This is a genomic window from Peribacillus sp. FSL K6-1552 (assembly GCF_038005205.1).
GTDB lineage: Bacteria > Bacillota > Bacilli > Bacillales > DSM-1321 > Peribacillus > Peribacillus butanolivorans.
The window spans coordinates 3,354,007-3,366,743 of record NZ_JBBOST010000001.1 but is presented as its reverse complement, the minus strand read 5'-3'; the positions used below and the strand labels follow the sequence as shown (position 1 = coordinate 3,366,743).

Sequence of the window (12,737 nt, the reverse complement as noted above, 5' to 3'; positions counted from 1 at the left end):
CCCATTTTATCAATAATAATAGAAAGGAAACTGACAGCCTTCAATTTGCATTTCTAGCTCTCGCAAATTTTGAAGAGGAATATTCCCTGGCTCTATGAAGATATGAAATTTAAAAACAAACAAAATGTGCAAATAATCATTCAAAAACTATACAAAACGTCTAATGTAAAAAGTCCGTTTAAAAAATATAATAAAACTATGAAATCGGGTTGAAATGGAGGGTGTCTTAATGGCAGTTATTAATGATGTAGAAACGTTAAAAAATTATATTGGTGGCAAGTGGGTAGAATCCACAACGTCAAAACATGAAGAGGTGCCTAATCCGGCAACAGGAGAAGTGTTGGCGATTGTACCGCTTTCCACAAAAGAAGATGTCAATCAAGCAGTTCGGGTTGCAAAAAATGCTTATAAAGAATGGAAAAAGGTAGCTGTACCTAAAAGAGCTCGCTTCTTATTCCGCTACCAGCAATTGTTGATTGAACACTGGGATGAGCTTGCGAAGCTCGTCACCATTGAAAATGGAAAAAGCTATACAGAAGCATATGGTGAAGTTCAACGTGGTATTGAATGTGTGGAATTCGCTGCAGGTGCGCCAACCTTAATGATGGGCAGCCAGCTTCCGGATATTTCTCCGGGTATTGAATCGGGCATGTACCGTTATCCAATGGGAGTAGTAGCAGGCATTACTCCATTTAACTTCCCAATGATGGTTCCATGTTGGATGTTCCCGCTTGCGATTGCCTGTGGAAACACATTTATTCTAAAACCTTCTGAAAGAACGCCTCTCCTAGCCAACCGTCTTGTTGAGTTAGTAACAGAAGCAGGTGTTCCAGATGGTGTTGTAAATATTGTCCATGGGGCACACGATGTGGTGAATGGGATATTGGAGCATGAAGACATTAAAGCAGTATCTTTTGTTGGCTCCCAGCCAGTTGCTGAGTATGTATATAAAACAGCAGCTGCTAATAAAAAACGCGTTCAGGCTTTATCAGGAGCAAAAAATCATTCAATTGTAATGCCTGATGCAGATCTGGATAATGCAGTAACCAACATTACCAACGCTGCTTTCGGATCTGCAGGTGAGCGCTGTATGGCCGCTTCAGTAGTTGTTGCAGTAGGAGAAGTGGGAGATCTGCTTGTAGAAAGATTAAAGGCAGCAGCTGATGAAATCAAGATTGGAAATGGAATGGATAAAGAAGTTTTCCTTGGCCCAGTCATTCGTGATACTCATAAAAAGAGAACGGAACAATATATTGAGATTGGTGAAAATGAAGGGGCTGTTCTCCTTCGTGACGGTCGAAATGAAGGTGATCAGGAAAACGGCTATTATGTAGGACCAACATTATTTGATCATGTTAAAACAGATATGAAAATTTGGAAGGATGAAATTTTTGCTCCTGTTTTATCAATAGTGCGGGTTAATACACTTGAGGAAGCAATCGAATTAACTAACCAATCCGAATTTGCTAATGGTGCCTGTCTCTATACAGATAGCGCGAAAGCTGTCCGTGAATTCCGTGAAGAAATTGATGCAGGAATGCTAGGGGTGAATCTTGGTGTACCTGCTCCGATGGCATTCTTTCCATTCTCCGGCTATAAAAGCTCATTTTATGGAGACCTGCATGCAAATGGAAGAGACGGCGTAGAATTTTACACAAGGAAAAAAATGCTAACAGCAAGATACTGATATAGAAAGGAGGTCGACGCTATTTATGGTCGGCCTTCCTTTATACAATTATAAGAGGAGTGGGGATTATGCAGGTTGAAAAACAAGGTCAAGATCTTAAGACAATAGATGAAAAATATGTTTGGCATCATATGAAAGGAGCTGGACCGAATCCTGGGACAATGGTCGTTCAAAAAGGGGAAGGGGCATGGATCACGGATGTTGATGGAAATCGTTATCTTGACGGGATGTCAGGATTATGGTGTGTCAATGTTGGTTATGGACGGACAGAACTAGCAGAAGCAGCTTACGAGCAGCTGAAGGAACTTCCGTATTCTCCTTTAACAAACAGTCACATTCCCGCTATTAAGCTTGCAGAGAAGTTAAATGATTGGCTGGGAGGAGATTATGTAATTTTCTTCTCGAACAGTGGTTCAGAAGCAAATGAAACCGCTTTTAAAATTGCCCGTCAGTATCATCAGCAAAAGGGTGAACATGGACGCTATAAATTCATTTCCCGTTATCGTGCTTATCATGGAAATTCAATGGGAGCGCTCGCAGCGACTGGGCAGGCACAACGGAAGTATAAATATGAACCGCTTGCGCCAGGGTTTCTTCATGTCTCACCTCCTGATTTATACCGTAATCCAGAAGACGAAAGCGGTGAAAAAAGTGCTGCGGAAATTGATCGTGCCATTACATGGGAATTAAGTGAAACGGTAGCGGCAGTTATTATGGAACCGATTATTACTGGCGGAGGGATTCTGATGCCTCCTGATGGATATATGAAAAGGGTTAAAGAAATTTGTGAGAAAAATGGAGTTCTTCTTATTTCAGATGAGGTTATTTGCGGTTTTGGCCGTACTGGTAAGAAGTTTGGATTTATGAATTATGATGTTCAACCAGACATCATTACCATGGCAAAAGGGATTACTAGCGCTTACCTGCCGCTTTCCGCTACAGCTGTAAAACGTGAAATTTATGAAGCTTACGCTGGTTCCGAAGAATATGACCGCTTCCGACACGTAAATACATTTGGTGGCAATCCTGCTTCCTGTGCCTTGGCTTTGAAAAATATGGAGATATATGAAAATGAGAAACTAATTGAACGGTCCAAAGATTTAGGTCTTCGTTTTCTACAAGAATTCGATGAAATTAAGTCTCATCCAAATGTTGGAGATGTCCGTGGCAAAGGTTTGTTGGTTGGAATTGAACTTGTGGAAGATAAACAAACAAAACAACCGATTGATATTTCCAAAATCAATAAAGTAATTGCATCGTGCAAAAATAAAGGACTCATCATCGGCAAGAATGGTGATACCGTTGCTGGTTTCAATAATGTCCTGACGCTTGCACCTCCGTTAAGTATTACTGAAGAGGATTTTTCTTTTATTGTAATGACGGTAAAGCAAGTATTAGCTGAACTGTAAAAAATATTAATAAACAGTGGGAACAGAATCTATTTTTCTTCTGTTCCTTTTTTGTATATTAAAGTATGTTATCTCCGTTCCTTGAAAAGTACTAGAGGAGTGATGAAAAACTAGAATGCACTAAAAATTGTAGGGTTATATGATTTATATCACCAATTTATAGGAAAGTCAGATGCAATCTGCGCTCTAATTTCCCTGATTCTTTCTTCCTTAAAATCTTGGAAAATTACGAAAAAATCCCAAAGTATTTCTGATGTACTGCAGGTATTGTTATTGTCTATCTTTAGATGGATATTGTTCTTAGATCTTGAAACTCTTATCTTTAGGAAATTACACAAGGCATGTTTCAGGAATACGAAAACCATAACCAGTTTACATTATTTCCCTGTTGTTATAGAACTTATTATTTTTTTAATTAAAGGCAATAAATAATAATATTCCTAATTTAAGATGGTTGGTTGTTCTTTAATGAACTGAAATGGTGAATAAGGGGGGATCTGGGTTGAAGTTATCAATTTTGTGCACCTTTTCTATGCTTAGTTCATTGGTAATCGTTTTTTCATTATTACCAAATAATGTGCTGGTGGCAACAGCAGAGAATGGAAACAAGCAAATCACGATTTTTCACACCAATGACATGCATGGCCATTTGCTGAATAATTCGATTCAGATTGGTATTGATATTATTGCAAGTATGAAAAATATGGAATCGAATTCTCTGCTGATTGATGCTGGGGATGCAACCCAGGGCCTTCCTTTTGCTAATTTAAGAAAAGGTAAAGATATGATTACCTTAATGAATGCAGCTGGTTATGATGGTATGGCTTTGGGGAATCATGAATTTGATTTTGGCTTGGAACAAGTGTTAAAGAATGTGGCACTTGCTAAATTTCCTGTTATCTCAGCCAACACGATATATAGGGGCAAACCACTTCTTGCAGGTATAAACGGAAATAACGGGGAGTTCTTCATTAAAGAAATTAATGGAGTAGAAGTAGGGTTCTTTGGAATTACCACTCAAGAAACCGCGTATAAAACTAACCCGAATAATGTGAAGGGAGTTACATTTGAAGATCCTTTAAAAACTGCACAAAATCAGGTCGACAAGTTAGAAAAAGCAGGAGCAGATGTTATTGTCGGTATTGTTCATATAGGCAATGAAACTTCCAGTAAATTGAAAAGTGAAGATATTGCAATTGAAGTAGATGGAATTGATGTTTTATTGGATGGTCACAGTCATACTCTCATTAATGAGCATGTGAATGGAACATTGATTGCTCAAACCGGCAGTGCAAGTGCAAATGTAGGCAAAGTGGACATTACTCTAATAAATGATGAAATAGTCGAAGCAAAAGAAACCTTGATATCTAAAACAGAATCTTTGACCTACAAGTCTGAAGTCGAAGTGGCTAACTTCACTAAAAAAATCAGTGAATCACAAGGTACGAGCTTTAATCAAGTTGTTGGCCGAACTGAAACCCCTCTTTGGGGTGCGACAGTAAATGGGATTGCTATCGGCAGGATTAGTGAAACTAACCTAGGAGATTTGATTGCGGATTCAATGTTTTGGTCTGCTGCGTCACAGGTTAAAGAATCCAGTTATGAAAACCAGCCGATTGTCTCCTTGATAAATGGGGGAGGCATACGCGATTCGATACCTGAGGGTATTATTACCCGAGGACAAGTCATTTCGATCCTCCCTTTTGGTAATATTTTATTTCTCAAAGAAGTTAGTCCTGCTATTTTATATGATGTACTGGAAAATGGTGTTTCAAAAATAGAGAGCGTTAATCCGAAAACTGGGTTTATTACCGGTGTGGATGGAAGGTATCCACAAATTTCAGGAATGCGATTTGAATTTGATCCATCCAAAACCGCTGCCAATACGACAGACACTACAAAGCCGTTTACAAAAGGCGAACGGGTCACTAAAATCATTTTACTTGATGCAGAAGGGTCAGATGGCGAAGTATTAAATCGTTCAGACACTACGACAAAAATCGTACTTGCTTCAAATAATTTTGAAACAGCCGGTGGAGATGGCTATACAATGCTAAAAAGCCTAACTAATATTGGTGAAGGTGCTTCATTGGATATAATATTTGAAGAGTACATTACAAAGTTGACCAAAGCGGGGGATGGAGTTTTTTACTATCCGGTAAGCAAAAGAAGGTCAAGGGCAGTTACTTCTCATGTGTACTATCCTTATACTGCAGCTATTACAATCAAAAAAGGCAGAGAGATTGTCGCTAATAGTGAAGTGGTGTATACGATTGATAAAGGGAAAGCATTTAAGGGAAAAACAGATGAAAAAGGGATTTTGACTATTGGTCATATCAAATCAGGACCACATTCAATAGCTCTCTCATCTAAAGGATTATCAACGTATATTTATGTAAATGATTTGATTGATTCCACAATTATGAATTCAAGTCTTGGATCTGAAGAATATGGCAATGTCAGCAGCTATCAATTTAATCAGCGCACTACCAGAAACAAAAACAAGCTGCAATAAAGAGGAGGTTGCTTTTAGAAGTTTAGTTTGGTCGAGTCGCAAATACAGGCAGTCAAAAATATTGTTTAGCATAAGGATGCTGAAAAATAACTAAAACTAAATGAATAGCTACCTTATTGTTTAAATGAATGATAAACATTGTATATATTAAAGATAATACAATGGAATCGTTTTCCTTGCTTAGTTATACCAGATGTTTGAAAATAGAATTATAATAAATGATTGGAGAAAAAAAGATCTCATCTTTATTATTATCAGTCAAAAGAGGTGTGGGACATGAAAAATGAAGACATAACCAAAAAATTAACTTTACATAACCCCGAAATTTTAGGGAGTGGGAATTTCTCAAAGTATGCAGTGCTTTTACCCCTCTTAGAAAAAGAAGATGGCATACATGTTCTTTTTGAAGAGCGCTCACACAAACTAAGAAGGCAGCCAGGGGATATTTGTTTTCCAGGCGGAAGAATCGATAAACAGGATAGTAATGAGCAGGCAGCAGCTCTCAGGGAAACACATGAAGAACTTGGTTTGAAAAAGGAAGATATATATAATGTCTTTCCGATTGATTATCTGGTTTCTCCGTTTGGGATGATTGTTTATCCCTATGCAGGATTTGTCCGTAACCATCATCAAATAACACCTAACCCTTCTGAAGTGGAAACAATTTTTACGGTACCCCTGTCTTTTTTTATGGAAAAACCGCCAGAGATCTATCATGTGAACTATAGAGTCGAACCACCCGATAACTTCCCCCACAAATTAGTAGTTGGCGGGGAAAATTATAAATGGCAGCCTAGACAAATGGAAGAATATTTCTACTTGTATAACGGCCGAGTAATCTGGGGAATGACGGCGAAAATTCTTACCCATTTTATTGAAATTCTACGTTAGACACTTCTAAAGCACCTTTTATTCTGAATTGAAATCTATTAAACTTTAAATATGGTAAAAGTTAGGTTTAATAAAAGGCGGGGGGATGAGTGGATGAAGAATAGTTTGGAATTACTTGAAAGGGAACGAGAATTGGCATTAGCCGAACTTGTGAAATTCAGTGAAAACCGTGAATACTACGATGAAAAAAAAGATCGAAAAATTCAGGAAGAATACTATCAGGCTGGCTCCTGGGACAGAGAAAGACTGAACAACCTGCTTGTAACCACCCACAAAAACCAGCTGAACTACTCCCCACATCGTCATGTTTATCCATGGGTTGATTTACAGGAAAACGGCAAGCTGAAAAGTTTGTATTCGGGGAAAAGGATGGACCCTGTGCAGGTCATAGAGGAAGATATTCGTATCCTTGAAATCTTGACAAAAGACATTCAAACATCAAATGTTGAAAATATTATCGTTAATTGCGAACATGTCGTACCTCAATCATGGTTTAGTAAAAAAGAACCGATGAGGGGGGATTTGCATCACTTATTTGCCTGTGAACCAACTTGTAACAGTAGCCGAGGGAACTATCCATATCATGACTTCAAGGATTATGTGCCTGAGGTATCATCTAGAGGTATAAAAGAGGGTTGCGGAAAGACAGAGGAAGGAAAATTCGAGCCAGAATATGGTAAAGGTATTGTGGCCAGGGCGACTCTGTATTTTTTACTCCGATATGAGGGGATCATTGATAGCGCCAATGTTAACATGGAACTATTGTTAGAATGGCATCAGCTTTTTCCAGTCAGTCTTTATGAAAAGCATAGAAACCAAGCTATATTTGAAGTGCAGGGTAACCGAAATCCATTCATTGATTTCCCAGAAATGGCGGAGGTATGGAAGTAGAGAAATAAATTTATTTATTTATTATTATCAAATTTGAAAGTCTGTCGTAAAAATAGATTAAAGAAATCAATTTTACAAATGGATATATTAGATAATAATGCATTTGTTTATTGAAAAAGAAAAGGATTGAAGCTGTAGTTTAGCTCCAATCCTTTTTTTAGGTATTACCAATAAGATTAGCCTTGAAGAAATTTCACACATACAGGGAAGGGAACTTGAACATCCTTTTGAAGTAATGTTAATTTTCCAGTACTTTCATTCCGAGAATATAGTGTCAAGTTTCCTGATTCTTCATTAGAAGCAACAAGGAATCTTCCGCTAGGATCTATTGCAAAGTCCCGTGGCCAGTGGCCTTCGGTTGATACCAGTTCAACTAATGTAAGATTACCGGTTGCATGATCAGTTTGGAAAACAGCAATACTATCATGTCCACGGTTTGCGGCATAAACGAAATGCCCATCCGCTGAAATATGAATGGCACTGCCTTGATTATTTTCACTAAAATCTTCTGGAACAGTCCGTACGGTTTGTAATTCAGAAAAGCGCCCGTTTAAGCTGTCGTAGCTTAACACAATAACTTCGGGTACTAGCTCTGCCATCACAAATGCAAATTTTCCATTAGGGTGGAAGGTCAAATGCCGGGGGCCGCTGCCGGGAGCTACTGATAAACTATGTACTTCTTCCAAGACTCCATTATGTATTTTATAGGTGATGACTTTATCAATTCCGAGATCAACTACCGCTATGAACTTTTCATCCGGTGTGAATCCTGCAAAGTGTGTATGTGCTTTTTCCTGACGATCCTTATTCGGTCCTTTTCCTTCATGGCGGATAGTGGATGATACAGGTAGAGGGGTCGCATCTTTCTGAAGTTGATAAGCTTCAATAATGCCGTCTCCGTAATTGGAAGTAACTAAAATGTGTTTCTCGCTATCGATACTGATATGGCAAGAAGACCCATTAGGTGTAAGTTGTTTGCCTAGGTAAGTAAGATCGCTTGAATCTTCATTGATGGAGTAGGCAGAAACACCGCCGCTTCCTGCTTCCTTTAAAATGGCATATAGATGCTTATTGTCTTCGCTAATTGTGATATATGTTGGATCGGTTAATTCTGCTGCAAGTACAGGTGTACTTATTTTTCCTTCAACTGTATCGAGAGTAAAACGATAAATGCCCTTGCTGTTTCCTTTTGTGTATGTTCCTATATATCCTATAATGGTTTGTTGATTCTGTTTTACCATATTTATCCCCTCCAAGAAAGATTTGAGTTTATTTTAACATAGAAAGCACATATATACCTTTTTCCTGGTTTAAGTGGAGTTGGAACCTTTATTATGTAGAAGTTTTTGAATGAATAAAAATCCCCCTTGTAGGGGATTATGTATTTTCCATTCTATTGACTGGTAAAACTGCTTCGATAGAGATGTGCATAAAAGAGGAGACCGAAAATAAGCCTTGGTCTGTCAGTTTAATTTCCGGGATAACAGGAAGTGCTAAAAAGGCGAGAGTCAGGAAAGGATTGAAATGGCGATTAGCACCGAGTGTTAATAACGCTTCGTCGATCCTTTTTAAGGATTCAACAACTTCATTATAAGTACCTGTGCTCATTAATCCGGAAATAGGGAGAGGGAGGGAAGCAAGTGTTCTTCCATCTTGGATTACGACCAATCCACCCTGCATCTTTTTAATTTCCTTTGCTGCTATGAGCATATCCTGATCATTCGTGCCCGCAATGATTAAATTATGTGAATCATGGGCGACTGTCGTGGCAATCGCACCTGATTGCAAGCCAAGTCCTTTGACAATTCCGAGCCCTATTTGTTTTGTCATATGATGCCGTTCAATAACTGCGAGCTTAATGTGATCATTTCGTTCAGAAAACTGGAATAGGCCATTATTAAGATAAACCGGTTCAATCAGGTGCTTTGTAACCAAGCTGTTTGGTGTTATTTCAATAATATTAGCCAATTTATTTTTGAGCTGAATGGATAAATCTTTCTCTGTTATATTATGAAGGTTTACAGAATGTTTTAAATCATTTTCCATAATACATTCCTTGTTTTCCGGAAATTTTATTAGTTGATTATTTTGTACAATAAGATTTCCATCTTTAAATACGGAGTGAATTTGGAGAGAAACAAGATCATCAAATAGAAGAAAGTCTGCCTTATATCCAGGTGCAATTGCCCCGTGTTCCTTTAACCCAAAGCATTCGGCCGCGTTAATGGTCGCCATTTGAATTGCAGTCAGAGGGGGAATGCCATTTTCTATGGAAAGTCGAACGTTATGGTCAATGCTTCCTTCTGACACAATATCATCCAGATGCCGGTCATCTGTGACAAATAAACAACGACGGGAATTTCTCTCGTTTATGGCTGGAACCAGGTTTATTAAGTCTTTTGCAACAGTGCCCTCCCTGATCATAAGATACATTCCTTTACGAAGTCTCTCTTTTGCCTCTTTTGCTGTGGTGCATTCATGATCGGTTTTAATACCTGCAGACATATACACATTGAGCTGTTGTTCGGTTAAGCCCGCGGCGTGGCCATCAATGTTTTTGCCATGTTTTATTGCATCGTTTAATTTTTGCAGCATATCCTCTTCTGTATTGGAGACGGCTGGAAAATTCATCACTTCGGCTAAACCAAGCACCCTTGGATTTTGATAGAATGGAGTTAGATCTTCGCTATTTAAGACAGCACCTGAATGTTCGAATTTTGTCGACGGTACACAAGATGGCATCATAAAGTAGAAGTCAAAAGGAAGGTCATTGGATTGTTCGATCATGTATTGAATGCCCTTTGTTCCTGAAACATTGGCAATTTCATGCGGATCTGCAACAATGCAGGTCACTCCATGTAAAAGCAGTATTTTTGCTAGTTCAGAAGGACGAACCATTGAGGATTCAATATGGACATGACCATCGATAAAGGTGGGTGAAACATATTTTCCAGCGGCGTCAATTTCTGATATGCCATCGTAACTTCCAATACCGGCAAAAAAACCATCCACGATTGCGATGTCGCCAGTATAGGTGTCGCCATTAAATACATCAATAATCCGGCCATTTTTAATAACGCAATCAGCAGGCTTTCTTCCTGACGCAACGTCGATTCTCCTTTGAAGCAAATTTTTTTCCATTATCATGCCCTCCTTTTCTAAAAAATCTTTCCGATTAGTATTTCACTTTTTCCGAATATGTCTCCCATGTACGGAACGGTAAATCATGGTTACTAAAAGACATTTGCTGCATTTTAATAGAACGGCTCTCCATTGGTAGGGCGAGTTCTTGGTATATAAAATGATCATCAAAGCCGATACAGGCAGCATCCTCTTTTGTACAAGCGTAATAAATCACTTTTGGACGGGCCCAATAAAGAGCACCGATACACATTGGACACGGTTCGCAGCTTGTGTATATTTCACAATCAGTAAGCTGGTAACTGTTAAGATTTCTGCAAGCATCACGAATCGCTTGTACTTCAGCATGAGCGGTCGGATCATTGGCTGTTGTCACATTATTACAACCTCTTCCAACAACCACGCCATCTTTTACAATAATAGCCCCAAATGGTCCTCCGTTCTTTGCTAATACATTTTCATATGCAAGTTGAACTGCCATCTCCATGAATTTTACATCCAATTAAAACACCCCTTAAAATATTTTAGATAAACAGTAAAGAGTTTGTGTGATATTTCATGACGTAAATATAATAAATAATATACCATATATGGATAAAAGTTGAATAATATTTTCAGAAAATAATTAAAAATACTTTTGTGTTAGAAAATATAACGTATAAAATATTTAAAATATTGAGTAGTATTTTTACAAATTATTTTAAAACTGATATTGTTAGAAGAAAATCATTAAGATTATGAAGGTGAAATGTATGGGGTTTTTGGGAGTTCTTTTACCGATATTCGGTATTTTTGTTTTAGGGTTCGTCGGTCAGAAAAAATTTCAACTTGATACAAAATCCATTTCGACGGCAGCATTATATTTAATGTCACCTTTTCTTGTGTTCCGTACGTTTTATACAGCTGAATTTAATGTTAATTATTTTTATCTGTTTTTATTCACGATTGTACTCTGTCTTTCTCTTATTTTGGTTGTCTATATCATTTCGTTTTTTCGTAATTATACAGTAACGGAAACGAGTGGGATGATCTTAGCGTCCGCATTCATGAATAATGGAAATTACGGAACACCAGTCATTTTCCTTCTATTTGGAGCAGCAGGACTTGATTATGCCATCATTCTAATGGTAGGCCAGCAGTTAGTCATGTGTACAATAGGTATATATTTTGCTGCAAAGGGAAGTCCGGAAGGTAACGGAGTACATTCTGCACTTAAAGCCGTGTGTAGGATGCCGATTGTGTACGGAGCAATTGCAGGTGTGGTTTTTAAGTTTGTGAACATTCCTTTAAGCAATTCGGTTATGGAAGCCGTCAACCTTGTTGCAAATGCGGCAATTCCGACAATTATGATTACACTTGGAATGCAGCTTGCCAACATCTCACTAAAAAAAATTGCGCTACAAAAGCTCTCTATCTCGTTGCTGGTAAAGCTTGCTATATCTCCAGCCATTGCTTTCCTATTATCACTTGCTTTGCCGGTAGATGATATGGTCAGGCATATTATGATTATTGTAGCTGCTATGCCGACGGCAGCTAACACCACGATGTACGCTCTCCAATTTAATACGGAGCCTGAATTTGTATCAAGTGCCACGTTCATTAGTACATCCTTAAGTTTGATTACGCTTCCTATCGTCTTTTTCTTTGTATTATAGATTAATATTTTAATATTTATGAAAATAAATTAGGAAACTTTAGTTTATTATGAAATTTAAAATCTTTCCGTACCTACAAAAAAACAAACCGAAATATTACTTTGATTATTACAGGGATTTTGTCCCCAATTATATCGGTTTTTATTACTCTTGAAGTATTAATGACTGTTGAAAAAAATAGCAAATTCAGAAGTGAGCTTCATGCTTTATTCGCTATGAATACGTATATATATAGTACTGCCATTTCTTATTTTGTGGCAGAATGTTCTTGTAGGTGCTGCTTTCTCTCTGGCAATAGGAATTGTATTTGATATTTTATCTGCGAAAAAGGCGTCAAGATTAAATCTGATTAAACCTCTTGGCCATGAATAATATGTGTGAAAAACTTGTACATCAATAATCTGTACAAGTTTTTTTACATTGCAAAAGTGTATAAGGATAATTGATGTTAAAATTCATATACTATTATGCAATAAGAGATACGTGGATTAAAAAGCTATGCATCCATCCAAGTAGATGGGAAAATGCCAAAATAGCTAATAAATAAA

9 protein-coding genes are annotated in these 12,737 nt (G+C 37.8%); 6 read left to right on the top strand and 3 right to left on the bottom strand.

Annotation, left to right across the window (positions count from 1 at the left end):
* Window positions 1-229 precede the first annotated feature (229 nt).
* The 5 genes from NST21_RS16120 to NST21_RS16100 all read left to right on the top strand — a co-directional run bounded on the left by NST21_RS16120 (window position 230) and on the right by NST21_RS16100 (window position 7,393).
* Window positions 230-1,687, top strand: a complete 1,458-nt coding sequence (locus NST21_RS16120; protein ID WP_340890184.1) for a CoA-acylating methylmalonate-semialdehyde dehydrogenase — start codon at window positions 230-232, stop codon at window positions 1,685-1,687.
* A 68-nt stretch (window positions 1,688-1,755) separates the two neighbouring features.
* Window positions 1,756-3,096: an aspartate aminotransferase family protein gene (locus NST21_RS16115; RefSeq protein WP_340890183.1), complete on the top strand. Its 1,341-nt coding sequence runs from the start codon at window positions 1,756-1,758 to the stop codon at window positions 3,094-3,096.
* 502 nt (window positions 3,097-3,598) lie between these two features.
* Window positions 3,599-5,611: a bifunctional metallophosphatase/5'-nucleotidase gene (locus NST21_RS16110; RefSeq protein WP_340890180.1), complete on the top strand. Its 2,013-nt coding sequence runs from the start codon at window positions 3,599-3,601 to the stop codon at window positions 5,609-5,611.
* Window positions 5,612-5,887: 276 nt separating this feature from the next.
* Window positions 5,888-6,502 (top strand): NUDIX hydrolase, encoded by a 615-nt coding sequence (locus tag NST21_RS16105; protein WP_328116462.1) that lies wholly within the window; start codon window positions 5,888-5,890, stop codon window positions 6,500-6,502.
* 93 nt (window positions 6,503-6,595) lie between these two features.
* Window positions 6,596-7,393: an endonuclease I family protein gene (locus NST21_RS16100; protein WP_340890179.1), complete on the top strand. Its 798-nt coding sequence runs from the start codon at window positions 6,596-6,598 to the stop codon at window positions 7,391-7,393.
* Window positions 7,394-7,569: 176 nt separating this feature from the next.
* Here NST21_RS16100 and NST21_RS16095 read toward each other — a convergent pair whose 3' ends face one another.
* The 3 genes from NST21_RS16095 to NST21_RS16085 all read right to left on the bottom strand — a co-directional run bounded on the left by NST21_RS16095 (window position 7,570) and on the right by NST21_RS16085 (window position 11,021).
* Window positions 7,570-8,634, bottom strand: a complete 1,065-nt coding sequence (locus NST21_RS16095; RefSeq protein ID WP_340890178.1) for a lactonase family protein — start codon at window positions 8,632-8,634, stop codon at window positions 7,570-7,572.
* A gap of 136 nt (window positions 8,635-8,770) precedes the next feature.
* Window positions 8,771-10,540, bottom strand: coding sequence for an adenine deaminase (gene ade / locus NST21_RS16090; protein WP_340890177.1), 1,770 nt, complete (start codon window positions 10,538-10,540; stop codon window positions 8,771-8,773).
* Between the two features lie 28 nt (window positions 10,541-10,568).
* Window positions 10,569-11,021, bottom strand: coding sequence for a nucleoside deaminase (locus NST21_RS16085; RefSeq protein ID WP_377377866.1), 453 nt, complete (start codon window positions 11,019-11,021; stop codon window positions 10,569-10,571).
* Between the two features lie 265 nt (window positions 11,022-11,286).
* Between NST21_RS16085 and NST21_RS16080 the strand changes: the two genes are divergently transcribed.
* Window positions 11,287-12,189 (top strand): AEC family transporter, encoded by a 903-nt coding sequence (locus NST21_RS16080; protein ID WP_056520588.1) that lies wholly within the window; start codon window positions 11,287-11,289, stop codon window positions 12,187-12,189.
* The last annotated feature ends 548 nt before the right edge of the window (window positions 12,190-12,737 follow it).